General features: G+C 72.7%; 19 protein-coding genes. 14 read left to right on the top strand and 5 right to left on the bottom strand.

Features of this window, described 5'->3' with window-relative positions; genetic code table 11:
* Window positions 1–41 precede the first annotated feature (41 nt).
* On the bottom strand, window positions 42–830 hold the full coding sequence (gene lexA / locus ACIGHB_RS30605; RefSeq protein ID WP_031010805.1) for a transcriptional repressor LexA: 789 nt from the start codon (window positions 828–830) through the stop codon (window positions 42–44).
* 446 nt (window positions 831–1276) lie between these two features.
* Here lexA and nrdR point away from each other — a divergent pair, with 446 nt between their 5' ends.
* Both nrdR and ACIGHB_RS30595 read left to right on the top strand, forming a co-directional pair.
* A complete protein-coding gene (gene nrdR, locus ACIGHB_RS30600) occupies window positions 1277–1783 on the top strand; it encodes a transcriptional regulator NrdR (protein ID WP_319008780.1) in 507 nt (168 codons plus the stop codon).
* Window positions 1784–1956: 173 nt separating this feature from the next.
* Complete coding sequence (locus ACIGHB_RS30595) at window positions 1957–4854, top strand: vitamin B12-dependent ribonucleotide reductase (protein WP_360315120.1); 2898 nt, start codon at window positions 1957–1959, stop codon at window positions 4852–4854.
* Between the two features lie 68 nt (window positions 4855–4922).
* Here the strand turns inward: ACIGHB_RS30595 and ACIGHB_RS30590 are convergent, their stop codons facing one another.
* Window positions 4923–5450, bottom strand: a complete 528-nt coding sequence (locus tag ACIGHB_RS30590) for a TerD family protein (protein WP_399917590.1) — start codon at window positions 5448–5450, stop codon at window positions 4923–4925.
* Window positions 5451–5693: 243 nt separating this feature from the next.
* Between ACIGHB_RS30590 and ACIGHB_RS30585 the strand changes: the two genes are divergently transcribed.
* Entirely contained in the window at window positions 5694–6299 is a 606-nt protein-coding gene (locus tag ACIGHB_RS30585; protein WP_388882376.1) for a YdbC family protein, read from the top strand.
* A 4-nt stretch (window positions 6300–6303) separates the two neighbouring features.
* On the opposite strand, the gene ACIGHB_RS30580 is transcribed toward ACIGHB_RS30585, so the two are convergent.
* Entirely contained in the window at window positions 6304–6978 is a 675-nt protein-coding gene (locus ACIGHB_RS30580; RefSeq protein WP_399917588.1) for a TetR/AcrR family transcriptional regulator C-terminal ligand-binding domain-containing protein, read from the bottom strand.
* A 95-nt stretch (window positions 6979–7073) separates the two neighbouring features.
* Between ACIGHB_RS30580 and ACIGHB_RS30575 the strand changes: the two genes are divergently transcribed.
* The 5 genes from ACIGHB_RS30575 (at window position 7074) to ACIGHB_RS30555 (ending at window position 12112) form a co-directional block, all read left to right on the top strand.
* Entirely contained in the window at window positions 7074–8690 is a 1617-nt protein-coding gene (locus ACIGHB_RS30575) for an ABC-F family ATP-binding cassette domain-containing protein (protein WP_399917586.1), read from the top strand.
* 33 nt (window positions 8691–8723) lie between these two features.
* Window positions 8724–9383 (top strand): histidine phosphatase family protein, encoded by a 660-nt coding sequence (locus ACIGHB_RS30570; protein ID WP_388882367.1) that lies wholly within the window; start codon window positions 8724–8726, stop codon window positions 9381–9383.
* A 12-nt stretch (window positions 9384–9395) separates the two neighbouring features.
* On the top strand, window positions 9396–10310 hold the full coding sequence (locus tag ACIGHB_RS30565) for an ADP-ribosylglycohydrolase family protein (protein WP_388882364.1): 915 nt from the start codon (window positions 9396–9398) through the stop codon (window positions 10308–10310).
* Between the two features lie 361 nt (window positions 10311–10671).
* Entirely contained in the window at window positions 10672–11379 is a 708-nt protein-coding gene (locus tag ACIGHB_RS30560) for a ribonuclease HII (RefSeq protein WP_360315104.1), read from the top strand.
* Window positions 11380–11485: 106 nt separating this feature from the next.
* Window positions 11486–12112, top strand: coding sequence for a hypothetical protein (locus tag ACIGHB_RS30555; protein ID WP_399917583.1), 627 nt, complete (start codon window positions 11486–11488; stop codon window positions 12110–12112).
* Between the two features lie 52 nt (window positions 12113–12164).
* On the opposite strand, the gene ACIGHB_RS30550 is transcribed toward ACIGHB_RS30555, so the two are convergent.
* Both ACIGHB_RS30550 and ACIGHB_RS30545 read right to left on the bottom strand, forming a co-directional pair.
* Window positions 12165–12791, bottom strand: a complete 627-nt coding sequence (locus ACIGHB_RS30550) for a hypothetical protein (RefSeq protein ID WP_360315100.1) — start codon at window positions 12789–12791, stop codon at window positions 12165–12167.
* Window positions 12792–13019: 228 nt separating this feature from the next.
* On the bottom strand, window positions 13020–15203 hold the full coding sequence (locus ACIGHB_RS30545) for a RecQ family ATP-dependent DNA helicase (protein WP_399917580.1): 2184 nt from the start codon (window positions 15201–15203) through the stop codon (window positions 13020–13022).
* A 142-nt stretch (window positions 15204–15345) separates the two neighbouring features.
* On the opposite strand from ACIGHB_RS30545, the gene ACIGHB_RS30540 reads away from it, so the two are divergent.
* The 6 genes from ACIGHB_RS30540 to ACIGHB_RS30515 all read left to right on the top strand — a co-directional run bounded on the left by ACIGHB_RS30540 (window position 15346) and on the right by ACIGHB_RS30515 (window position 24626).
* Window positions 15346–16737, top strand: a complete 1392-nt coding sequence (locus ACIGHB_RS30540; RefSeq protein WP_399917578.1) for a DUF4192 domain-containing protein — start codon at window positions 15346–15348, stop codon at window positions 16735–16737.
* Window positions 16738–16852: 115 nt separating this feature from the next.
* Entirely contained in the window at window positions 16853–18907 is a 2055-nt protein-coding gene (locus ACIGHB_RS30535) for a glycogen debranching N-terminal domain-containing protein (RefSeq protein WP_399917576.1), read from the top strand.
* Between the two features lie 108 nt (window positions 18908–19015).
* Window positions 19016–19780 (top strand): NUDIX hydrolase, encoded by a 765-nt coding sequence (locus ACIGHB_RS30530; RefSeq protein WP_399917575.1) that lies wholly within the window; start codon window positions 19016–19018, stop codon window positions 19778–19780.
* 123 nt (window positions 19781–19903) lie between these two features.
* Complete coding sequence (locus tag ACIGHB_RS30525; RefSeq protein WP_399917572.1) at window positions 19904–21643, top strand: ATP-binding cassette domain-containing protein; 1740 nt, start codon at window positions 19904–19906, stop codon at window positions 21641–21643.
* 160 nt (window positions 21644–21803) lie between these two features.
* Entirely contained in the window at window positions 21804–22694 is an 891-nt protein-coding gene (locus tag ACIGHB_RS30520; protein WP_360318215.1) for an FCD domain-containing protein, read from the top strand.
* A gap of 378 nt (window positions 22695–23072) precedes the next feature.
* Window positions 23073–24626, top strand: a complete 1554-nt coding sequence (locus ACIGHB_RS30515) for an RNA polymerase sigma factor (RefSeq protein ID WP_360318212.1) — start codon at window positions 23073–23075, stop codon at window positions 24624–24626.
* The last annotated feature ends 77 nt before the right edge of the window (window positions 24627–24703 follow it).

Raw genomic sequence — 24703 nt, 5'->3', positions numbered from 1 at the left:
GCAGGGGGTCCCGGGGCCCGGTCGAAGCCGGCGGGGTGGGGTCACACCCGCCGCAGCACGGCGACCACCTTGCCGAGGATCGTGGCCTCGTCACCGGGGATGGGCTGGTACGCGGCGTTGTGCGGCAGCAGCCAGACGTGGCCGTCCTCGCGCTTGAAGCGCTTCACCGTGGCCTCGCCGTCGAGCATGGCGGCGACGATGTCGCCGTTCTCCGCGACGGGCTGGCGCCGGACGGTGACCCAGTCGCCGTCACAGATGGCGGCTTCGATCATGGAGTCGCCGACGACCTTGAGGACGAAGAGCTCGCCGTCGCCGACCAGCTGCCGGGGAAGCGGGAAGACGTCCTCGACGGACTCCTCGGCCAGGATGGGGCCACCGGCCGCGATCCGGCCGACCAGGGGCACGTACGACGCGGCGGGCTTGCCGGTGGTGTCGGTGGGCTGGGTGCTGGGCTGGTCCGAGCCACGGACCTCGTACGCCCGGGGGCGGTGCGGGTCGCGGCGGAGGAAGCCCTTGCGCTCCAGCGCCATCAGCTGGTGCGCCACCGACGACGTGCTGGAGAGGCCCACCGCCTGACCGATCTCGCGCATCGACGGCGGGTAGCCGCGCCGCTGAACCGAGTCGCGGATGACTTCGATGACCCGGCGCTGGCGGTCGGTGAGGCCGGAGCTGTCGGCCCTGATGCCTGGCGGCCTTCCGGGGAGGGCTCGGGCGGGACGCCCGGGCTCCTCGCCGTTCATGGCTGTGTCGTTCATGGCGTGCACCGGCTCGAGTCGGCCCTGGGAGCGGTCCTGGGCGGTGATGGTGGCGCTGTCTGCGGTGGTGGTCACGTCGTCGGCCCCTCTCGAATGGTCTCCCTGGCTGGCACAACGGTAGTAGCTTTCGAAAGGTTGCGCCAAACACACGTTCGAGTGAAAATCCGCAGATTGCCTTACGCGTGTGCGAGTGGGGGTGTATGGGAGTGGGTCCCCGGAGGCCGGGCCCGCCCTTACGGTAGCCTTCGCCGCTGGGCTTTCCGCCCCCGGCGCGCCCTCCCAGTCTCCCATCCGAGGGACTCCGAGGGGCAGGGACGCGGCCCTGAGGGCCCCGCGACACGCGGGGGTGTCACAACGGGCTCAACCCAAGATCTAGTGGTTGGATGGCATCGGCCACCCAGGGATAGTGGTCCCCGGTCTGCCGGGCCACTGTCCATCGCCTATGCTGGTGGTCGCTTCGAGGGCCTTGACGGGCCGCGCGAGGCTGTTCAGTCGTGCCGTGAGGAAGAGGGTCGTAACCAATGCACTGCCCCTTCTGCAGGCACCCCGACAGCCGGGTCGTGGACAGTCGCACCACCGATGACGGCACGTCGATCCGACGCCGCCGCCAGTGCACGGACTGCGCCCGCCGTTTCACCACGGTGGAGACCTGTTCGCTCATGGTGGTCAAGCGCTCCGGCGTCACCGAGCCCTTCAGCCGCACCAAGGTCATCTCCGGCGTCCGCAAGGCGTGCCAGGGGCGGCCGGTCACCGAGGACGCCCTGGCCAAGCTCGGCCAGCGGGTCGAGGAGGCGGTGCGCGCCACCGGCAGCGCCGAGCTGACCACCCACGACGTGGGCCTGGCCATCCTCGGGCCGCTGCAGGAGCTCGACCTCGTCGCGTACCTGCGCTTCGCCTCCGTCTACAAGGCGTTCGAGGGGCTCGAAGACTTCGAGGCCGCCATCGCGGAACTCCGCGTGCGGCCTCCCGCTGAGAACGGTGGGACCGGCGCCCCCGAGGTGCCCGTTCCCGCCGGCGCCGCCGACTGACGGCGATCCGGGCCCGCGCGGCCCGGCGACCGGCCGCCGTGCGGCCGTGAAGACCTGCCCCGGGTGACCCGTGTGCTGCCCGTGGGTCAAGCAGTACAGAACGTAGTACAGAAGACGGTGCTCTGGGATTATCTGGGCGCCAAAGGGTGTTTTGCCCGTATATGGGAGGCGGCATGACAGAGACGGCGAGCGGCCCGGCACGTGGTTCCCGCACCAAGGGAGCCAAGGCGGCGAGCAAGGGCCTGCGGATCGAGCGCATCCACACCACCCCCGGCGTGCATCCGTACGACGAGGTGAACTGGGAGCGCCGTGACGTCGTCATGACCAACTGGCGCGACGGCTCGATCAACTTCGAGCAGCGCGGCGTCGAGTTCCCCGACTTCTGGTCGGTGAACGCGGTCAACATCGTCACCAGCAAGTACTTCCGCGGGGCCGTCGGCACCCCGCAGCGCGAGACCGGTCTGAAGCAGCTCATCGACCGCATCGTGAAGACCTACACGAAGGCCGGCGAGGACTACGGCTACTTCGCCTCGCCCGCCGACGCGGAGATCTTCGAGCACGAGCTCACGTACGCCCTCCTCCACCAGATCTTCAGCTTCAACTCGCCGGTCTGGTTCAACGTCGGCACGCCGCAGCCCCAGCAGGTCTCCGCCTGCTTCATCCTCTCCGTCGACGACTCCATGGAGTCGATCCTCGACTGGTACAAGGAAGAGGGCATGATCTTCAAGGGCGGCTCCGGTGCCGGCCTGAACCTCTCCCGCATCCGCTCCTCCAAGGAGCTGCTCTCCTCCGGCGGCAACGCCTCCGGCCCGGTCTCCTTCATGCGGGGCGCCGACGCCTCCGCCGGAACGATCAAGTCCGGTGGCGCCACCCGCCGTGCCGCGAAGATGGTCATCCTCGACGTCGACCACCCCGACATCGAGAACTTCATCGAGACCAAGGTCAAGGAGGAGGAGAAGATCCGCGCCCTCCGTGACGCGGGCTTCGACATGGACCTGGGCGGCGACGACATCACGTCCGTCCAGTACCAGAACGCCAACAACTCCGTCCGCGTGAACGACGAGTTCATGAAGGCCGTGGAGTCCGGCGGGAAGTTCGGCCTGCGGGCCCGCATGACCGGCGAGGTCATCGAGGAGGTCGACGCCAAGTCGCTCTTCCGCAAGATGGCCGAGGCCGCGTGGGCCTGCGCCGACCCGGGCATCCAGTACGACGACACGATCAACCGCTGGCACACCTGCCCCGAGTCCGGCCGCATCAACGGCTCGAACCCGTGCAGCGAGTACATGCACCTGGACAACACGTCCTGCAACCTCGCCTCGCTGAACCTCATGAAGTTCCTCAAGGACGACGGCAAGGGCAACCAGTCCTTCGACGTCGAGCGCTTCGCCAAGGTCGTCGAGCTCGTCATCACCGCGATGGACATCTCCATCTGCTTCGCCGACTTCCCGACCCAGAAGATCGGCGAGAACACCCGCGCCTTCCGCCAGCTCGGCATCGGCTACGCCAACCTCGGCGCCCTGCTGATGGCGACCGGCCACGCGTACGACTCCGAGGGCGGCCGTGCCCTCGCCGGCGCCATCACCTCCCTGATGACCGGCACCTCGTACAAGCGCTCCGCCGAGCTCGCCGCGGTCGTCGGCGCCTACGACGGCTACGCCCGCAACGCGGAGCCGCACCAGCGCGTCATGAAGCAGCACGCCGACGCCAACGACAAGGCCGTCCGCATCGACGACCTGGACACCCCGATCTGGGCCGCCGCCACGGAGGCGTGGCAGGACGTCGTCCGCCTCGGCGCCAAGAACGGCTTCCGCAACGCCCAGGCATCGGTCATCGCCCCCACCGGCACCATCGGCCTCGCGATGTCCTGCGACACCACCGGCCTCGAGCCCGACCTCGCCCTGGTCAAGTTCAAGAAGCTCGTCGGCGGCGGCTCGATGCAGATCGTCAACGGCACCGTTCCGCAGGCCCTGCGCCGCCTGGGCTACCAGGAGGAGCAGATCGAGGCGATCGTCGCCCACATCGCCGAGAACGGCAATGTGATCGACGCCCCGGGCCTGAAGACCGAGCACTACGAGGTCTTCGACTGCGCCATGGGCGAGCGTTCCATCTCCGCGATGGGTCACGTCCGCATGATGGCCGCCATCCAGCCGTGGATCTCCGGCGCCCTCTCCAAGACCGTGAACCTGCCGGAGACGGCCACGGTCGAGGACGTCGAGGAGGTCTACTTCGAGGCGTGGAAGATGGGCGTCAAGGCGCTCGCGATCTACCGCGACAACTGCAAGGTCGGCCAGCCGCTCTCCGCCAAGAAGAAGGAGGACGAGAAGGCCGAGGTGACCGCGAAGACCGAGGCGACGATCCGCGAGGCCGTCGAGAAGGTCGTCGAGTACCGCCCGGTCCGCAAGCGCCTGCCCAAGGGCCGTCCGGGGATCACCACCTCCTTCACCGTCGGTGGCGCCGAGGGCTACATGACCGCCAACTCCTACCCGGACGACGGTCTCGGCGAGGTCTTCCTGAAGATGTCGAAGCAGGGCTCGACCCTCGCGGGCATGATGGACGCCTTCTCCATCGCGGTCTCCGTCGGTCTGCAGTACGGCGTCCCGCTGGAGACGTACGTCTCGAAGTTCACGAACATGCGCTTCGAGCCGGCCGGCATGACCGACGACCCGGACGTGCGGATGGCGCAGTCGATCGTCGACTACATCTTCCGCCGCCTGGCGCTGGACTTCCTGCCCTTCGAGACCCGCTCCGCGCTCGGCATCCACTCCGCGGAGGAGCGCCAGCGTCACCTGGAGACCGGCTCCTACGAGCAGTCCGTCGACGATGTCGAGCTGGACGTCGAGGGTCTGGCCCAGTCCGCCCCGCGCGCCCAGGAGCTGAAGGCCGTCGCCGCCCCGGCGGTGAAGGTCGAGGTCCCGGCCCCGCAGCAGGCCCACACCTCCGCCGAGCTCGTGGAGATGCAGCTGGGCATCAGCGCCGACGCCCCGCTCTGCTTCTCCTGCGGCACGAAGATGCAGCGGGCCGGCTCCTGCTACATCTGCGAGGGCTGCGGCTCCACCAGCGGCTGCAGCTGATCGAGGCTGAGACGAAGGGGACCGACCGTGGGTCGGTCCCCTTCGGCGTGCGCCGGGTCCGTCGTGGGTCAGGCGCCGGCTGAGCCCATGAGGGATCCGAAGGTCCCGGGGTCCGTGTCGAAGGTGCGCTGCAGGGGCCGGAGGGTCCAGCCCGAGGCGTCGCGGACGAACTCGACGACGGTCGCCGCCGTGGCTTCGGCAGCGGAGGCGAAGTCGTCCGTCAGGAGTTCCGTGTAGCCCTGGCTGACGCGGACGGATGCCTGGGCGATACGGCCGAAGACCACGCGGCCACCGCCCTGCTGTATCGCCACGCCGACCACCACGCGCGTGTACCGGTCGGCCAGCCGGTCCAGTTCGAGGGTCATCGCCTCGTCGTAGCCGAAGCCCTGTCCGGTACGGCTGTCGCGGTGGAGGGTGATCGTCCCGTCGGGGGAGCGGCTGCCGAAGTGGACCAGCTGGGCGGGGGTGCCGTGCGGGTCGTCGGCGGTGAAGACGGCGGCGATGATGTCCAGGTCGTGCGCCGGTTCGCCGGCCGGTGCCGGATCCCACTTGAGCGCCACCTCGACCTTGCCGACGCCCTTGTTGAGTCCGCTCACGGTGTCTCCCCTTTCCCCGTCTCCCCGCGAGGACCCGTCGCCCCGGGCCTCTGCTTCATGGTGTCACGCGTGTACGACAGTTGGGTCCGGGGAGCTCTCCGAGTGCCGCGCGGGAGCCGGGACGTGCCGGAACTCGACGCCCGACTGGCGTGAAGGGAACGGGTGTCTGACGGAACCTCATGCCTTCTCCCCGGTCGGTGTGACGGTCTGCCGGGGTGCTCTTCGGACCCGTACGATGGCGCGGTGCTGGTCAAGTGGATTCGCTGTGCCGTCGTGGACCGTCGAGGGTTCGAGCGGGGGCAGCGGAAGTGGGCGGGGCTGCTCGGGGAGCCGGGTTTCCGGGGGCAGGGCGGCGGGTGGAGCCGGGCCCGTCCGGAGATCGCGCACGTCTTCTCGTTCTGGGAGAGCCGGGCCTTCTACGACTCGTTCATGGCCCGCTCGCACGACCGGCTGGCCGCCGCGCAGTCCGGCACGTTCAAGGACGCGCAGGTCAAGCTCTTCGATCACCGCTTCGACGTGAAGACCGGTTTCGAGCCGAAGTTCTCCGACGCCGATGTGGCGCGGGTGGCGCACTGTCGTGTGCACGAGGAGCGGGTGGAGCACTTCGCGCTGATGCAGGAGAAGGTGTGGAATCCGGCGATGGCCGGTTCGCCGGGCATGCTGCGCGGGCTGTTCGGCGAGGCGCCGGGCCATGAGTTCCTGGTGCTGTCCCTCTGGAACTCGGCCGCGGAGCACGGCAAGTACCGCGAGGAGCGGGTGGAGCGCCTCGGCCTGCGGGCGCAGACCGAGGCGGACGTGGCCGCCCTCTCGGGTGACGTGGTGCGGCTCGAACCCACCTGGACCGTCTGAGGCTTCAGATCGTGTTGGGGCTCGTCCCGGAGGTGCGGCCGGGTGAGGCCGGTGCTCTTCGGCTGAAGACGCCTGCGGCCACGGCGGCCACGGCCGCTTCGGCCGCCTGGTCGGCCAGTTCCTCGTCGACGGGCTCGCGGGTGACGAAGAGGCGGAGAAAGAGCGGGGCGGAGACCGCGCGGACCACCGCCCCGGCGTCCGTCGACGCGGGTGCCTCGCCCCGGTCGACCGCCCGGGTCACGACCTCCTCGCAGCGGCGGAACCGCTCCGCGTAGAAGGAGCGCAGGGCGTCCGCGGCGCGAGGGGACTGGAACGCGGCGCCGACGAAGGCGGTGGGCGCAGCGGCGCTGGCCGGGTCCCCGAGGCCCTCGACGACCTCCCGGGCCAGGGCGCGCAGGTCGTCGGCGAGGCGGCCGGTGTCGGGCGGGCTCCAGTCGTCCTCGCCGGCGAGGGCGAGGGCGTCGGCCACCATGCCCTCCACACCGCCCCAGCGACGGTACAGCGTCGTCTTGTGCACGCCTGAGTGCTCCGCCACGTACTCCACCGTCAGGGACGGGTAACCCTGCTCCGCCAGGCCGGTCAGGACGGCGTCGCGCACGGCGGCCCAGGTGCGAGCGGTGCGGCCGCCGGGCCGGCGGCTGCCGGGGGCGGGTGCGTCGGGCTCCTCGATCGATTCCATCAATTGCTACTCCCGTTGCGTTAGTGACTCCGAGTGTGCCACACTCTCCATTAACGCAACAACGGTTGTGTTTGCCGTCGCTGTCTGGAGGTGCCATGCCCGCACAGATCTCGCTCCATGAGGTGACCGTCTCCCGGGGGGAGCGGATACTCCTCGACCGCGCCTCCCTCTCCGTCCGTCCCGGCGAGCGGGTCGGGATCGTGGGGGAGAACGGCGCCGGCAAATCCACGCTCCTCCACCTCTTGGCCGGCGCGACCGCACCGGACGAAGGGCGGGTCGTCACCCGGACCGAGGACGGCATGCGACTGCTGCGCCAGACCCCCGAGCTGCCGCCCGAGTCGACGGTGGCCGACGCCGTCGACGACGCCCTGGCCGATTTCCGGGACATGGAGGGACGGCTGCGCGCCCTGGAAGCCCGCCTGGACGGGGGATCCGCCGACGACCTCGCCGCCTACGGGGAACTGCTCACCGCGTACGAACTCCGCGGCGGATACGAGGCCGACACCCGCGTCGACAAGGCGATCCATGCCCTGGGGATCGCCCACATCCCCCGCGACCGCCGCCTCGGCACCCTCTCCGGCGGAGAACAGGCCCGACTCGGGATCGCCTGCGCAGTCGCCGCCGCCCCCGAGGTGCTCCTGCTCGACGAACCCACCAACCATCTCGACGCGGCCGCGCTCGACTGGCTGGAGGAGTCCCTCCGCGGCCACCGGGGAACCGTCGTCGCCGTCTCCCACGACCGCGTCTTCCTGGAGGGCGTCACCACCACCCTCGTCGAGGTCGACACCGACCGCCGAGACCTCGTCCGGCACGGCGACGGGTACGCGGGCTTCCGTGCCGCCCGGGACGCGGCGCGCCGACGGCGACAGCAGGAGTTCGAGGACTGGCGGGCCGAGACCGAACGCCTGGAGGTGTACGCGGAAGGCGCGGCCCACGCCGTGGCCGCGGGCCGCGACAGGAAGGACAACAACAAGATGGCCTACGACCGGGCCGGTGGCCGGGTCCAGGCATCGGTCTCCGGCCGGGTCCGCAACGCCCGGGAGAGGCTGCGGCGGCTCAGGGACCAGCCGGTGACCGAGCCGGCCCCGCCACTCGCCTTCGCCGCCCACCCCGAGACCGGCTCCGTCGAGGGCGAAGTGATCGCCCTCGACGGAGTACGGATCGACCACCGCCTCTCCGTCGACACCCTCGCTCTCGCGGCGGGCGAGCGGCTGCTCGTCCACGGGGACAACGGGGCGGGCAAGTCCACGCTCCTCCGTGTCATGGCCGGCGATCTGCGCCCCGACAGGGGCGAGGTGAGGCGGCGGGGACGGACCGGCTTCCTGGCACAGGAGATCACCGTCCGGCGGCCGGCCGAGCCGCTGCTCGCCGCTTTCGGCCACGGCCTCGGACTCGGGCTCGACGAGGACGGACTGACCGAACGGATCCTGTCGTACGGGCTGTTCCGGCCGGCCGACCTCACCGTGCCCGTCGGCGCCCTCTCGGCGGGACAGCTGCGCCGGCTCGCGCTCGCCCGGCTGCTCGCCCGCCCCGCCGACCTGCTGCTCCTCGACGAGCCGGCCAACCATCTCGCCCTCGGTCTGGTCGAGGAGCTGGAACAGGCGCTGGAAGAGTGGCCGGGAGCCGTCGTGGTGGTCTCGCACGACCGCGCGCTGCGGCGCAGGTTCACCGGACGGATACGCCGGATGGACTCCGGCCGCCTCCTCGACTGAGCCGAACGGGGCGGCTCCCTCTAGGGTCGGAGCATGGCACGACCGCGGCGCATCGTTCTCGTACGGCACGGAGAGTCCGAAGGCAATGTCGACGACACCGTCTACGAACGGGAGCCCGACCACGCCCTCCGGCTCACCGGGACCGGCCGGCGCCAGGCGGAGGAGACGGGGGAGCGGCTCAGGGAGCTCTTCGGTGACGAGGCGGTCAGCGTGTACGTCTCGCCCTACCGCCGCACCCACGAGACCCTGCAGGCATTCCGGCTGCCGCTTGGGCAGGTCCGGATCCGCGAGGAGCCCCGGCTGAGGGAGCAGGACTGGGGCAACTGGCAGGACCGCGAGGACGTCCGCCTCCAGAAGGTCTACCGGGACGCGTACGGGCACTTCTTCTACCGCTTCGCGCAGGGGGAGTCCGGAGCCGACGTGTACGACCGGGTCGGGGCGTTCCTGGAGAGCCTCTACCGCAGCTTCGAAGCCCCCGATCACCCCCCGAACGTCCTGCTGGTCACCCATGGCCTGACGATGCGGCTCTTCTGCATGAGGTGGTTCCACTGGAGCGTGGCCGAATTCGAATCACTGTCGAACCCGGGCAACGCGGAGACCCGGGTCCTGCTGCTCGGGGACGACGGACGCTATCGGCTGGACCGCCCGTTCGAACGCTGGTGTACCCCGGAACCGTACGGTCCCACCGGATAGAGTGGCGCACCGATGACCGCTGACTCCTCATTCGACCGGCGCTTCGACCGCGCCCTCGCCAGCCTGCGCGGACTGGCCGTGGGGGACGCACTGGGTTCCCAGTTCTTCGTCCCCGCGCACTACCCCCTCCTGAAGCGGCGCGAACTGCCGCCCGGATCCTGGCAATGGACCGACGACACGGAGATGGCCTGCTCCGTCCTCGCCGTCCTCGCCCGGCACGACCGCATCGACCAGGACGCCCTGGCGATGTCCTTCGCCGAACACCACGACTTCGACCGGGGCTACGGTCCCGCTGTGAACCGGATGCTCCGGCTGGTCCGGGAGGGCGGCGACTGGCGCGAACTGTCCGCCGCGCTCTTCAACGGCCAGGGCTCCTGGGGCAATGGCGCCGCCATGCGCATCGCCCCGCTCGGCGCCTGGTACGCCGACGACCCCGAGCAGGCCACCCACCAGGCCGAGATCTCCGCCTACCCGACCCACCAGCACCGTGAGGCCGTCGTCGGCGCCATGGCCGTCGCCGCCGCGGCGGCCCTGGCCGCCGCACCGGCGGGCCCGCCCACGCCCGAGGCGCTGCTCGACGGGGTCATCGCCCTGGTCCCGCGCAGCGCGGTCGGCGCGGGGCTGCGCCGGGCGCGCGACATGCTGGACTACGGTGACGCCGGCACCGTCGCCGCGGTGCTCGGCAGCGGCCGGCGGACCACCGCCCACGACACGGTTCCGTTCGCCCTCTGGTCGGCGGCTCGTGGCCTGGGCGACTTCGAGGCGACGTTCTGGACGACGGCCCAGGTCGGCGGCGATGTCGACACGACCTGCGCGATCGCCGGCGGCGTCGTCGCCTCCTCGGCCACGGGCGCGCCCCCGGCCGACTGGCTGGAACGGACCGAGCGCCTGCCCGCCTGGGTGCCGCAGGAGTCGCCCACCGGCTGAAAGCGGCCGACGGTGTCCGGGACGAGCCGCACGGGCTCCGCTTGCGTGTCCGTGTAAGCGCGTCCCGGCCTCGCCCTGCGCGCCGGCCTTCACGAGTGCGACGAGAGGGCCGCCGTCAGCTTCGGTGCCTCGCACCGGGACGGGTGCCGTCGGATCCCTCGAAACGGCTCTCGCGGTGCGTAGGAGTGGTGGGGGATGAGGGGCCTCCGCATGGTGTGCGGCAGCGAAGGAAGCGGGGCCGATCCGGCCGGTGGCAACGATCGGATCATGGGTCCGAGCTTGTCTGTGACACGGGCGAGGGACGAGTGACGGGAATCCGGGTACCGCAGGCGGCACCCGGCGGCGTAACCTGTCAGGCGCCATGCCGTACGAACCCCCTACTCACACCGTCGAGCGGTCGCTCCGAGCCACCACCGGCGCCAGGATCGTCGCCGGGGTCGACGAGGTCGGACGCGGAGCATGGGCCGGGCCCGTCACCGTGTGCGCGGCCGTCACCGGCCTGCGCCGTCCCCCGGAGGGACTGACCGACTCCAAGCTGATCACCCCGAAGCGGCGCACCGTGCTCGCCGCCGAGCTGGAGCGCTGGGTCACCGCCTACGCGCTCGGCGAGGCGTCCCCGCAGGAGATCGATGAGCTCGGGATGACCGCGGCCCTGCGCCTCGCTGCCGTCCGGGCCCTCGACGGTCTCCCGGTCCGCCCGGATGCCGTGATCCTCGACGGCAAGCACGACTACCTGGGCAGCCCCTGGCGGGTGCGCACGGTCATCAAGGGCGACCAGTCCTGTGTCGCCGTCGCCGCGGCCTCCGTGATCGCGAAGGTGCGGCGGGACGCGATGATGGCCGAGCTGGAGACCGGTCCCGACTGCGCCGGCTACGGCTTCGCGGCCAACGCGGGCTACCCTTCGCCCGTTCACAAGGCCGCCCTCGAAGAGCTGGGGCCCACCCCGTACCACCGGCTCTCCTGGTCCTATCTGGACGCCATGCCTCAATGGCGCCACCTCAAGAAGGTCCGCCTCTCCGTGGAGGCGGCCGCTCTGGAGAGCGGGGGCCAACTCGGCTTCGACTTCTGATCTTCCGGCCGCGGGACCTCACCGACGAGCTCCCGCCGGACCGGGGGCACCCCTGTGTGCCCACCCGACGGTGCCGTCCGAAACGGCATTTGATAGACATCCACCCATGCCTCTCCCTCCCGAGGAGCCTCAGATTCACGAGAGTGCCCAGGGTCCTAGCGCCACCGCGGCCGCCGGCCGCCCCGCGCCGACCCCTCGTCCCGTACCCGGTCCGCGTTCGGCGGCCTCCCCGCGACCCGGTCGTCCGGGCCCCGGTCCGGCCCGCCCCGGCCCGCCGGCCCAGCGGCCCGTCCCCGGTCCGCCCGCGCCCAAGAGCCGTCCGGAGAATCGTTCCGGCGACGGCAGCCCGCAGCTTCAGCTCATCCCGGCACCCGCCGACGGCGCCCTCGACGCCGCCGAGGAGGCCCTCGACCTGCTCCTGGACACCGGCCGTGCCCCCGGCGAGGTCCTGGTGCTCACCACCGGCGAACGCCACCCGTGGGCCGAGCACGAGCTCTCCTTCGGCGAAGCCGCCTACTGGGCCCAGCAGGACACCGCCGAGGACGTGTTCTTCGCGGACGCCGCGTCCGTGGACCGGATCGTCGCCCGCCCTGTGGTGATCGTCGCCGTCAACGGCGGAGACGACGACGTGGCCGCCCGCGCCCTCCCGGTCGCGCGGTCGCGTGCGGGTGCCCTGCTCGTGGTCTGCGGTGACCCGCAGCGGGTCACCGAGCTGCTCGGCGCCGGGGTCTGACCGGTCGCGTCTCCGCCGGACCGGCAACGGCCCGGCGGAGCGGCCGGACGCCTCAGCGTGCCGCGGCCCTGCGCAGGGGCTCGGCCGCCCCGCCCGCGGTTCTCGGCGCGAGGTGGCCGGTCTCGCCGGTCGGCTCGCCGAGTGCCAGCGGAGTGGAATCGGAGCTCGGCCGACGGCCGCCCCGGCCCTCGCCGAAGACCTGCCAGCCGGCCTTGGTCAGCGTGATGTAGGCGCCGCACCGCAGGCCGTGCAGCGTGCAGGCGTCACGGAGCCCCCACATCCAGGCTCCGTCGTCCTCCGTCCAGCGCTCGTCGCCGTCGCGGCAGTACACGAGCACCGCGGTCCGGACGGGGGCGCGGCGCCGCAGGTCGTGCGGGACGACGCGCCGCAGGTGCGCGAGGAGCGCGTTCCGGAACTCCCACCCGTCGGCGGGGCCGGGGCGGCGCACGAACGAGGCGCTCGCGGTGAGCCTTTCCTCGTGGTCGAGCACCGCCACGACCGCGGTCGTGGGCAGTGGGCGATGACGGGAGTGCAGACCGCTCACGACCTCACGCGGACTGCGCAGCAAGGGAATTCCGGCCGCGGCCCAGTCGGCGGGCTCCAGCATCCGGGCGAGACGGCTCGCTGAGGCGGAGTTCGAGCCGAGCGAGGCGGTGGGCGGAGCGAATCCGAGGGTCACGGTCCTCCCTTCGGATACGCGCCCGCGAGGCGGGCAAGGTCGGGTGAGGGCGCAGCACGGCACAGTCCTTCCGGACCGCTTCGAGCCGTGTGGGGCGGTTCCCCAATTCTGGCGTGGCCCGAGCGGGGGCGGCAACGAGCAATTGAGGCGGCTGACGGTAATGAACCGTTATGCCACTGATATCCCTGCCCAGTTACCCAGTATTCACTCGCCGTTTCCCAGCCAGACTCAACCCTGGACGGCGAGCACCAACGGAAAGACTCCTTCCGCCCCTGAGCGGCGCAGCAGCCGCGCGGCCACGGACAGGGTCCAGCCCGTGTCGGACAGGTCGTCCACCAGGAGCACCGGACCGCCCGCGGCGGCCACCCGCTCCGCGAGATCCGGCGGAACCTCCAGGGCCCGGTGCAGTCCGATCACCCGCTGGGCGCTGTTGGTCCGGGACAGATGCACGTCCTCCGCCTCGGGCACGTACGCCACCGATCCGAGGAGCGGCATCCGGCCGATCTCGGCGATCTGCGCTCCGAGCGAGCCGACGAGAGCCGGCCGCCGTCGCGAGGCCACGGTGACCACGCCGGCCGGCCGGGCCGGGGCGTCGGAGGCGCCGGACGCCCAACCCCCGGGCCCCTTCGCCCAGTCGGCGAGCACCTGCACCACCGCCTGCACCACATCGTCCGGCACCGGGCCGTCCGGCGCCGAATCGGCCAGCAGGGGACGGAGCCGGTTGCCCCAGCCGATGTCCGACAGCCGCCCGAGGGCACGGCCGGCGAACGCCTGCTCACCGGCCGGGATGCGGCCCTTCAGATCGACACCGGCGGCGGCGAGGCCGGTCGGCCACATCCGGCGCGGCTCCACCTCCACGCCCGGACGGCCCAGCTCGCCCCGGGCCGCGTCCAGGGCCGTCTCCGTCACCTTCGGGTCGAAGTGCGGGCCGGCGCAGTTGTCGCAGCGACCGCAGGGGGCGGCCTCCTCGTCGTCCAGCCGGCGCCGCAGGAACTCCATCCGGCAGCCGGTGGTCGTGGCGTACTCGCGCATCGCCTGCTGTTCCTCCGAGCGCTGGCGGGCCACCCAGGCGTACCGCTCGGTGTCGTACACCCAGGGCTGTCCGGTGCTCTCCCAGCCGCCCTTGACCCGTCGCACGGCCCCGTCGACGTCGAGGACCTTGAGCATCGTCTCCAGGCGGGTCCGGCGGAGCTCGACCAGCGGCTCCAGCGCGGGCAGCGACATCGGCCGGCCCGCCCCGGCGAGCACGTCGAGCGTCCGGCGCACCTGTTCCTCCGGAGGGAACGCGACGGAGGCGAAGTACCGCCAGATCGCCTCGTCCTCCTTGCCCGGGAGCAGCAGCACCTCGGCGTGCTCCACCCCGCGCCCCGCGCGGCCGACCTGCTGGTAGTACGCGATGGGGGAGGACGGCGAACCGAGGTGCACGACGAAGCCGAGGTCCGGCTTGTCGAAGCCCATGCCGAGGGCCGAGGTCGCCACCAGCGCCTTCACGCGGTTGGCCAGCAGGTCGTCCTCGGCCTGCTGGCGGTCCGCGTTCTCCGTGCGGCCCGTGTACGAGGCGACCGTGTGACCGCACTGGCGGAGGTAGGCGGTGACCTCCTCGGCGGCGGCGACGGTCAGCGTGTACACAATGCCGGAGCCGGGCAGCTCGTGGAGATGGTCGGCGAGCCACGCCAGACGGTGGGCCGCGTCGGGCAGCGTGACCACGCCGAGGCTGAGGGACTCGCGGTCCAGCGGGCCGCGGAGGACGAGGGCGTCGGTGCCCGCACCCGTGCCGAGCTGCTCGGCGACGTCCGCGGTCACCCGGGCGTTCGCCGTGGCTGTGGTCGCGAGCACCGGGACTCCGGCCGGGAGGTCGGCCAGCATGGTCCGCAGCCGGCGGTAGTCCGGCCGGAAGTCGTGTCCCCAGTCGGAGATGCAGTGCGCCTCGTCGACCACGAGCAGTCCCGTGGCGGCCGCGAGCCGCGGCAGGACCTGGTCGCGGAAGTCCGGATTGTTCAGCCGCTCCGGGGAGACGAGCAGAACGTCGACCTCGCCGGCGGCGACCTCCTCGTGGACGGTCTCCCACTCCTCCGAGTTCGACGAGTTGATCGTGCGCGCCCGGATGCCCGCCCGGGCCGCCGCGTCCACCTGGTTGCGCATGAGCGCGAGCAGCGGCGACACGATCACCGTGGGCCCGCTGCCGCGCTCGCGGAGCAGGGAGGTCGCCACGAAGTACACGGCGGACTTGCCCCAGCCGGTCCGCTGCACCACCAGCGCCCTGCGGTGGTCGGCTACCAGTGCCTCGATGGCGCGCCACTGGTCCTCGCGCAGTCTGGCCGTACCGGTCGGATCTCCGACGAGTCGGGCGAGTACGGCGTCGGCCGTGGCGCGGAGCGCGGCGCGGTCTTCCGGGCGGTCTGCGTGGGTCATGCCTCCCATGCAACCCGATGCCTCGGACATTCGGCGAACGAGACGGCGATCTGTGGACAGTGAATATCAGATCATCACACCGTATGTGCGGAGTTATCCACAGGGGTTGTCGGAAATCGGAGATCACGAGACCGTCCTCGCCATGAACGCGAATCACCACGAGACCAGCGCATCCACCCACAGCCGGCAGATCACCCTGCGCAGCCCGGCGGAGCTCGCCGACGCCCTGCCCTTCGTGCTCGGCTTCCACCCGACCGACTCGGTCGTGCTCGTCGCCCTCCACGGCGCCAACGGACGCTTCGGCGGCCGGATCAGGGTCGGGATTCCCCGCGCACCGGGCGAATGGGACTCCACCGCGGACCACCTCGCCGAATGCCTCGTCGAGACGTCCGCCCGACACAGCTCGCCGCCCGACGGCATCGTCGGCTTCCTCTGCCAGGACCCCCGCCCCGGCGAGACCGCCGGCCAGGTCTACGAGCGGCTGCGGCCCCTCGCCCAGCGGCTCAGGACCGCCTGCGGCGCCCTCGACATCCCCGTCTACGAGGTGCTGTGCATCTCCGACGGCCGGCACTTCTCGTACTGCTGTCCCGACGAGCGCTGCTGCCCGCCCGACGGCACCCCCCTCGCCCTCAGCGGCACCTCGGTCATGGCCGCGGCCGCGGCCTACGCCGGAGTCAGCGTCAGGGGCACGCTCCGGGACCTGGAAGCCGGATTCCGGCCCACCGGAGCGCCCGGCGAGGCCGGGCAGCGCTCCGCCCTCGACGCGGCCGCGGCCGAGATCGTCCCCCGCGTCGTGGACGGCGCGGACGAGCAGGGCCGGGCCCGGTTGCGCGAGACCACCCTGGCCCTCGCGGGCCGGCTCCTGGGCAGGTTCGCCGAGCCGCCGCGCCGGATCGGCACCGACGGCGCCCGCCGGGGCCAGGCCGCGGTCGACGCCGACGACGACGCGCGGGTCGAACCCGCCGAGGCGGCGGCGGTGATCCTGGGCCTCCAGGACCGGCTCACCCGCGACCGCCTCGCCGAATGGATGGAGGGAGCCGAAGGCGTCGCCGCCGTGCGGCTCTGGCGGGTCCTCGCCCGGCGCTGCGTCGCCCCCTACGGGGAGTACGCCGCCGCACCGCTGACCCTCGCGGGCTGGGCCGCCTGGTCCACCGGCGACGAACCGACCGCCCGCGTCGCCCTCAACCTCGCCCTCCAGGCGGATCCCGAGTACGTCTTCGCCCGGCTGCTCCACCAGGCGTGCAACGAGGGCCTGGACCCCGAAGCGCTGCGCTCCTGCCTGCGCCAGGAGCGGGAGAAGCGGGCGGCCTCCGAGCGCACCACCGCCCCGCACACCCGCCGCACGCGGACGCGGACCCGTACCCGGGCGACCCGTCCCGGCGGACCACGACCGGTGTTCCCGAGGACGGGCCCCGCCGCCGCACGGCATGGCCGGGGGGCTCCCGGCACGCGCCCGGCCGGACGGGCCTCCACCCGGCCCGGCGGCTCCGCCCCGCAACGCGGCGGCCGGCGCGGCACGAGGAGCGGGCGATGACGACCGTGACCCCGCACACCACCCGACCGTTCACCTCTGTGGCGGATCCGGGCGAGCCGTGCCGCCGACACCCTGCCGGCCGTCCGGATCGCACAGAGAGCACGCCGCACCCCTCATGGTCCTCAGCCCTGTCCCGGCCCCCGGACACCCGGCGGAACAGCCCACCAGGCAGCCGCTCGGGCCCGGCGGCGCCACCACCGACCCCGGGACCCGTCCCAGGGAGCTCCCCCCGGTCCACGACGCCCTCCTGTGCGTGGCCCTGCCCGCCTTCGCCCTCTCTCCCCGGCACGGCCAACTCACCGGGCACGGACCCGAAGGCGTCTACGCGTCAGGACGCCGTCTCCTCTCCCGCAGCGTCCTGCGGGTCGCCGGGCGCGAGCCCGTCCCCCTCCAGGGCCGGCTCGCCGCCGCCGACCGGGCCGTGTTCGTCGGCGCCGTCCGAGCCCCCGGCGACACCGGACCCGATCCGGGCGTCACCGTCGAGCGCTCACGCGGCGCCGACGGCACCGAGCGGATCACCCTCCGCAGCGCCGCCCCCCGCCCGGTCCGCCTCCTGGTGGAACTCGTGCTGGGCACGGATCTCGCGGAGCTGGGTGCGATCGCGTCCGGCCGGGCCCGCCCCGACCTCAGAGCCAGCGTCCACGGCACCGGCCTCCGCTGGACCGCCCCCGACGGACGGTCCGTCGCCGTCACGGCCGACCCGGCGCCCATGGACGCCCTGGCGGCGGCCGGGGTCCTCCGCTGGGAAGCCGACCTCGCCCCCGCCGCCGCCCTCACCCTGCACCTCCGCGTCCACGCCGGGCGCGCCCCCGGCGCCACCCCTCCCGGCGGGACCGGCCGCCCCGGCGGTCACCTGCTCCCGGACGCCCAGGCGGAGGGCGACGATCCCCGGCCGGGCGCCCTGCTCCGTGCCTCCGTCGAGGACCTGCGGGCCCTCCTCCAGCGCGATCCCGCGCACCCCACCGACATCCATCTCGCGGCCGGCGTCCCGTGGCGCTGCGGCCCCGTCACCGCGGAGGCGCTCTGGGCGGCCCGTATGGCCCTGCCGCTCGGCACCCGGCTCGCCGTCACCACGCTGCGCGCCCTCGGCCGCACCCAGCTCACCACCGGAGCCGAGGCAGGGCGCCTCCCCGGCCCGCTCCGGGACGCCGGTCCGCACCTCCCGCCCCGCTGCACCGGAGTCGAGGCCACCCTCGCCTATCCCGCCGTCCTCGCCGAGGCCCGCCGGTGGGGCCTCCCCCCGGCAGACCTCGACGAGCTCCTTCCGGTGGCGGAGCGGTGCCTCGGCTGGCTGCGCCGCGCCCTCGACCAGGACGGACTCCTGCCGGACCCGGCCCCCGGAGGCCCCTGGCGGGCCGAGACCCAGGCCCACGCCCACCGGGCCGCCCTGCTCGGGGCAGACCTCCTCGACTCCTGCGGCCGGCCCGGCGGCGCGGACCTCCGGGCGGCGGCCCGCACCCTGCGCGAGCGGTTCCGGGGAACCTTCTGGCTCGACGACCTGTCCGGCGGCCGGCCCGCCGCCCGGGCCCCGGGGGGACGCTCCTGGTCCCAGCTCGGCGGCTGGGCCGCTCACCTCCTCGACACCGGGCTCCTCGACGGCGGCGGGCACGCTCCCGGGCTGCTCGACCGGGCGGAGACCGAACAGGTCGCGCGACTGCTCGGCACCCCGGCACTCGACTCCGGCTGGGGGCTGCGCGGCCTCGGCACCAAGGAACCCGGCCACAACCCGTTCGGACACCGGGCCGGCGCCGTCCGCGTCCACGAGACGGCCGTCGCCGTCGCAGGACTGGCGACCGCCGGATACGAGAAGGAGGCGGCGGCGCTGTTGCGGGGCCTCCTGGACGCCGCCGAGCACTTCGACCACCGGCTGCCCGAGATGTACGCGGGCGAGCAGCGCACCGCGGGCGCGCGCCCCGTGCCGCACCCGGCCGCCTGCCGGCCGGCCGCCGTCGCGGCCGCCGGAGCGATCCACGCGCTGGCCGCCCTGGCCGGGATCCGCCCCGACGCCCCCGGCCGGAGCGTCGCCGTCCACCCGATGCCCTCCGCGCCGCTGGGGGCGATCCGGTTCTCGGGACTCGTGGTCGCCGGCGAACCTTTCGCCGTGCGGGTGAGCCGTCTCGGACTCGGTATGGTCGAGGAAGCCGCCGAGGGTCTGCAGCTGGGGGTATGACAGATGCCGGGCACGGAGACGACGAAGCCTTCGCGACCGGGCGAGGAAGCCGGGGGCGGAGAGCACGCGGGGCGTGTTTATCGTCAGGGAGACGACTATGATCGGCCCATGCCTCCCTACGACCCGTCGGCCTTCCCGCCCTTCGCTGTCACCGTCGACCTGGTCGTCCTCACCGTGCGGAGCCACGCGCTGTGCACCCTGGTCGTCCGCAGGGGGGAAGCGCCCTTCCAGGGCCGGTGGGCGCTGCCCGGAGGCTTCGTCCGCGCGGACGAGGACCTCGGTGCCGCCGCAGCGCGCGAACTGGCCGAGGAGACCGGGCTGCGCGCGCACGACCCCTCGGCGCCCCCGCCGGTGCCGGACAACGGCGCGCACCTGGAGCAGCTCGCCACGTACGGCGCTCCTGAGCGCGACCCGCGGATGCGGGTGGTGAGCGTCGCACACCTCGCACTCGCCCCCGACCTGCCCGCGCCCCGCCCGGGCGGCGACGCCAACAGCGCACGCTGGGCGCCCGTGGAGGAGCTGCTCGACAAGGCCAGGGCCGCCGGGAACGACTCCCCGGACGCGCTCGCCTTCGACCACGCCCAGATCCTCTCCGACGGCGTGGAGCGGGCGCGCTCCAAGATCGAGTACTCCTCGCTCGCCACCGCTTTCTGCCCGCCCGAGTTCACCGTCGGCGAGCTGCGCCGGGTCTACGAAGCCGTCTGGGGCGTCTCCCTCGACCCGCGCAACTTCCACCGCAAGGTCACCGGTACGCCCGGCTTCCTCGTACCGACCGGCGGGACGACCACACGTCAGGGAGGCCGCCCCGCCCAGCTGTTCAGGGCCGGCGGCGCCACCCTGCTCAACCCGCCGATGCTGCGCCCCGAGGTCTGAGGGGCGCACCGGTCCGCCGCCCCCGGGGCGGCAACCCTGCGGCAAAAGTCCGAAATCTGGCGTTATCTTGCTGCGATAGCGCCGCCCTGCCGCGGAGCGGTGACACCTACCGCGAGAGAAGCGATGCTCCAGGCCATCGGACTGACCAGTGCCCCCCACCGTGATCGCCCGCCCGCCGTGGACGATCTGACCTTCGAAGCCCCGCCGGGGGCCGTGACCGCCCTCCTCGGCGCCCCGGGTTCCGGCAAGACCGCCGCCCTGCGCCTTCTCCTCGCACTCGACCGGGGGCGCGGACTCGTCTACTTCCGCGGGCGGCCGCTGCGCCGGATCGCGCAGCCCGCGCGCGAGGTCGGCGTGGTCCTCGGTGACGTGCCGGGGCATCCCTCCCGTACCGTGCGGGGGCAGCTGCGGATGCTCGCCGCGGGCGCGGGAGTTCCGGTCGGCCGGGCCGACGAGGTGATCCGCGCCGTCGGGCTCGGCGGCCTCGAAGGGCGGAGGCTCGGCGTCCTGCCGCGTGGGGCCGACCGCCGACTCGCGCTGGCCGCCGCTCTGTTGGGAGCTCCGCACACGCTGCTCCTGGACGACCCGGGAGCGGGGTTGTCCCCGGCGGAGCAGGGCCGGCTGCACCAACTGCTGCGCGCGCACGCCGAGGCCGGCGGCACGGTCCTGTACACCACCAGGGACGCCAGGGACGCGGCCCGCAACGCCGACCATGTCGTCACCGTCGATGCCGGCCGCCTGGTCGCCGCACAGCGCGTCGACGACTTCGCCCGTACCCGGCTGCGGCCGAGGGTCGCCGTCCGCACTCCGCACGCCGCCAGGCTCGCCGCCGCCGTGGCCCAGGAGGCCAGGGCGGCGCGCCGCCCCGTCGAGGTCGTCACGGAGGACGGCACCCTCCTCCTGGTGTACGGCGGGGACTGCGCCCAGGTGGGGGACACCGCCTTCCGGCACGGCGTTCCCGTGCACCGGCTCACGGAGGAGACCGGCGACACCGGCCCCGGGCCCACCCGGGTGGGAGAGGAGGCGCGCTCGCTCCGGCCGCCGGGGGAGACCACGACCCCCGACCGGGCCGCGACGGCGCTGCGGCCGCTCCGCTCGCCGCTGCGGCCGCTCCGCTACGAGCTGCGCCGGATCGCCGGGGTGCCGTCCACCTGGCTGGTGGTGGCGGGCGTCCTGGCGGTCTCCGCCGTGCTGGCCGTCCTGCTCGGCCGGGGCGGGGGCACCCCCCTCCCCGCGGCGCTGGCGGCCTGGCCCGACCTGCTGCCGCTGCCGCCCGCCGCGCTGGGCGCCGGTCTGCTCGGCGCCCTGTCGTTCGGCGAGGAGTACCGCTACCCCGCGCTCGCCGCGGGACGCGGGGCCGTACCGCGCCGGCTCGCGCTGCTGCTCGCCAAGCTCGCCGTCGCCGCCGCCGTCTCGCTGCTCCTCGGCGCGCTGGTGGCGGCGGCGGACCTGGCCGTCCTCCGCCTCGTCTACGGAGCCGAGTTGATCACCGTGCCGGAAAACTGGGCCGGTATGGGGGCGAGTTGGCTGGGGCTCACGGTCGGCTGCGCGTGGGCGGGGGTGCTGGGGGCCGGGGTGTTCCGCGCCGCGGCGGCCGGTATGGCCGCGGTCCTCTTCGTCCCGGTCGCCCTCGTCCCGCTGCTGGGTCAGGTCCTGAGCGGTCCGGCGGTCCGTTCCGTCGCCGGACTTCCGGCGCGACTGGGGGAGTTCGCCGGGCCGCGGTGGGCGCCCTCTCTCGACCGCTGGTTGGCGGTGGCGCTGGAGGTGGTGGGGCAGCCCGCCGGTGTGGCCCTCGCGCTCACGTTGACGGTTCTGCTCTGTGCCTATCTGCTCACCGGCGTTCGCCGACGGGCCCGTTGGTGATCAATTCCGGATCGATCTCTTCCGGTTAGGCCGCAACTCCCTTGAGGAATGCCGGGTATGTCCGAATAATCGTCAATTGTGTAGGGGGTGCCGATCACCCTTTCGTGTGCTTTTCACCAAAGACCTCAAGGGTCACCGAGGCCACGCCGACAAAGGATGCGTGAGTACCCTTGCGCACACGATGATGACCGCCGCCCGCTCCGTCGACTCCGGCCTCGGCGCCCCGGGCGATCTCGACCGCTACCCCTACGCGGAGGCCCCCGTCGCCGACCGCGTGAGCCCGCCCGCCTGGGAGGGTGTGGAGACGGACCTCGGCCGGGTCGGCCGCCGTACCGCCGGCAGCCGCGGCCGCGGCCTGCACGGCCAGCTCGTCCAGCAGCTCGGCCAGATGATCGTCTCCGGCGACCTCGGCGCGGACCGCCCGCTCGTCCCCGAGGAGATCGGCCAGCGCTTCGAGGTCTCGCGCACCGTGGTGCGCGAGTCGCTCCGCGTCCTGGAGGCCAAGGGCCTCGTCAGCGCCCGGCCCAACGTCGGCACCCGGGTCCGCCCGGTCAGCGACTGGAACCTGCTCGACCCCGACATCATCGAGTGGCGCGCCTTCGGCCCGCAGCGCGACGACCAGCGGCGCGAGCTCAACGAGCTGCGCTGGACCATCGAGCCGCTGGCCGCCCGCCTCGCCGCCGGGCACGGCCGCGAGGACGTGCAGCAGCGCCTCGCCGACATGGTCGAGATCATGGGGCACGCGTACGCGCAGGGTGACGGCATCACCTTCTCCCGCGCCGACACCGAGTTCCACTCCCTGCTCATCCAGCTCGCGGGCAACCGCATGCTGGAGCACCTCTCCGGCATCGTCGCCGCCGCCCTCCAGGTCTCCGGCGGCCCCGTCACCGGCTGCGACCGGCCGGGTGAGAGCTGCCTGGCCCACCACGCCCGGATCGTCGACGCCCTCGCCGCGGGGGACGCCCTCGGGGCCGAGACCGCCATGCGCCAACTGCTCACGGTCCACCCCGAGGTGGAGCCCCGCGTGGTCCCCGCCCCCCGCGAGCACTGATCCGCGGGCCGTGGCCGGGAGCGCACGGGCGCGTACGCAGGGGGAGCCGCCGGATCCGAGCGCGGTCCGGGGAGCCCGGCAGGGTTCCCCGGACGAGCCAGGGTGTCGGCGGCGCCGAATGTACGCTTGACTCCATTACGTCCGGTTCGTCGTGGATGCGGTGTGACTCGGGACACGAAGATTGGGCGTAACACTCCTCCGAGCCGTGCGATGACCTAAGAGGTGACAGCCGAGGAAGGAATACAGCAGCCGGTGCAGGCGCTGTGCAGTTCCCCGGTCCAGCCCGCGCCGTCGGCACATTCCCCGTCGACGGTCGTCGGCTCCGGCCCGATCCCGGGCGGGGCCGGAAGCCGTTTCCATCGTTCCGAGAGGTTGTTCGTGTCGGCCAGCACATCCCGTACGCTCCCGCCGGAGATCGCCGAGTCCGAGTCTGTGATGGCGCTCATCGAGCGGGGAAAGGCTGATGGGCAGATCGCCGGCGATGACGTGCGTCGGGCCTTCGAGGCTGACCAGATTCCGCCAACCCAGTGGAAGAATGTTCTGCGCAGCCTCAATCAGATCCTCGAGGAAGAGGGTGTGACGCTGATGGTCAGTGCAGCGGAGTCGCCGAAGCGCGCCCGCAAGAGCGCAGCAGCGAAGAGCCCCGCCAAGCGCACCGCCGCCAAGACCACCGTCACCGCCAGGGCGGCGACGGTGACGAGGACCACCGTCGCGACCGGCTCCGCGGCCCCCGCGGCCGAGAGCGCGGACCCGGCCGACGAGGCCGCGTCGCCCGCGAAGAAGGCGGTCGCGAAGAAGGCCGCCGTCAAGAAGACGGCGGCCAAGAAGACCGTCGCCAAGAAGACGGCGGCCAAGAAGACCGCTTCCAAGAAGTCCGACGACGAACTGATCGAGGGCGAGGAGCTGCTCGAGGACGTCGCGCCGGGCAAGGAGGAGGAGGAGACCGAGGGCGAGACCAAGGGCTTCGTGCTGTCCGACGAGGACGAGGACGACGCTCCCGCCCAGCAGGTCGCCGTCGCCGGTGCCACCGCCGACCCGGTCAAGGACTACCTGAAGCAGATCGGCAAGGTCCCCCTGCTCAACGCCGAGCAGGAGGTCGAGCTCGCCAAGCGCATCGAGGCCGGTCTCTTCGCCGAGGACAAGCTCGCCAACTCGGACAAGATCGCGCCGAAGCTCAAGCGCGAGCTGGAGATCATCGCCGAGGACGGCCGCCGGGCCAAGAACCACCTCCTGGAGGCCAACCTCCGTCTGGTGGTCTCGCTGGCCAAGCGCTACACCGGCCGCGGCATGCTCTTCCTGGACCTGATCCAGGAGGGCAACCTGGGTCTGATCCGCGCGGTCGAGAAGTTCGACTACACCAAGGGCTACAAGTTCTCCACGTACGCCACCTGGTGGATCCGTCAGGCGATCACCCGCGCCATGGCCGACCAGGCCCGCACCATCCGCATCCCGGTGCACATGGTCGAGGTCATCAACAAGCTCGCGCGCGTCCAGCGCCAGATGCTCCAGGACCTGGGCCGCGAGCCCACCCCGGAGGAGCTGGCCAAGGAGCTCGACATGACCCCCGAGAAGGTCATCGAGGTCCAGAAGTACGGCCGTGAGCCGATCTCCCTCCACACCCCCCTGGGTGAGGACGGCGACAGCGAGTTCGGTGACCTCATCGAGGACTCCGAGGCGGTCGTGCCGGCCGACGCGGTCAGCTTCACGCTCCTCCAGGAGCAGCTGCACTCCGTCCTCGACACGCTCTCCGAGCGTGAGGCCGGCGTGGTTTCCATGCGCTTCGGTCTCACCGACGGCCAGCCGAAGACGCTCGACGAGATCGGCAAGGTCTACGGCGTGACCCGTGAGCGGATCCGCCAGATCGAGTCGAAGACGATGTCGAAGCTGCGCCACCCGTCGCGCTCGCAGGTGCTGCGCGACTACCTCGACTGATCCTCGGATCCGTCCGGTCCGTCTGATTCTCACGACGTACACGGCAGTGGACGAAGGGCCCGGTTCCCCGCTCGGGG

This window comes from Streptomyces sp. NPDC085460 (assembly GCF_044541975.1).
GTDB lineage: Bacteria > Actinomycetota > Actinomycetes > Streptomycetales > Streptomycetaceae > Streptomyces.
Note: the sequence above shows the minus strand (reverse complement) of the source record. Positions and strands in the feature narration are given on the sequence as shown.

What these genes read in the sequence shown, in the direction of transcription:
- nrdR (WP_319008780.1), top strand. Translation starts at nt 1,277, where the DNA reads ATGCACTGCCCCTTCTGCAGGCACCCCGACAGCCGGGTCGTGGACAGT.
- ACIGHB_RS30595 (WP_360315120.1), top strand. Translation starts at nt 1,957, where the DNA reads ATGACAGAGACGGCGAGCGGCCCGGCACGTGGTTCCCGCACCAAGGGA.
- ACIGHB_RS30580 (WP_399917588.1), bottom strand. Translation starts at nt 6,978, where the DNA reads ATGGAATCGATCGAGGAGCCCGACGCACCCGCCCCCGGCAGCCGCCGG.
- ACIGHB_RS30575 (WP_399917586.1), top strand. Translation starts at nt 7,074, where the DNA reads ATGCCCGCACAGATCTCGCTCCATGAGGTGACCGTCTCCCGGGGGGAG.
- ACIGHB_RS30570 (WP_388882367.1), top strand. Translation starts at nt 8,724, where the DNA reads ATGGCACGACCGCGGCGCATCGTTCTCGTACGGCACGGAGAGTCCGAA.
- ACIGHB_RS30565 (WP_388882364.1), top strand. Translation starts at nt 9,396, where the DNA reads ATGACCGCTGACTCCTCATTCGACCGGCGCTTCGACCGCGCCCTCGCC.
- ACIGHB_RS30560 (WP_360315104.1), top strand. Translation starts at nt 10,672, where the DNA reads ATGCCGTACGAACCCCCTACTCACACCGTCGAGCGGTCGCTCCGAGCC.
- ACIGHB_RS30555 (WP_399917583.1), top strand. Translation starts at nt 11,486, where the DNA reads ATGCCTCTCCCTCCCGAGGAGCCTCAGATTCACGAGAGTGCCCAGGGT.
- ACIGHB_RS30545 (WP_399917580.1), bottom strand. Translation starts at nt 15,203, where the DNA reads ATGACCCACGCAGACCGCCCGGAAGACCGCGCCGCGCTCCGCGCCACG.
- ACIGHB_RS30540 (WP_399917578.1), top strand. Translation starts at nt 15,346, where the DNA reads ATGAACGCGAATCACCACGAGACCAGCGCATCCACCCACAGCCGGCAG.
- ACIGHB_RS30535 (WP_399917576.1), top strand. Translation starts at nt 16,853, where the DNA reads ATGGTCCTCAGCCCTGTCCCGGCCCCCGGACACCCGGCGGAACAGCCC.
- ACIGHB_RS30530 (WP_399917575.1), top strand. Translation starts at nt 19,016, where the DNA reads ATGCCTCCCTACGACCCGTCGGCCTTCCCGCCCTTCGCTGTCACCGTC.
- ACIGHB_RS30525 (WP_399917572.1), top strand. Translation starts at nt 19,904, where the DNA reads ATGCTCCAGGCCATCGGACTGACCAGTGCCCCCCACCGTGATCGCCCG.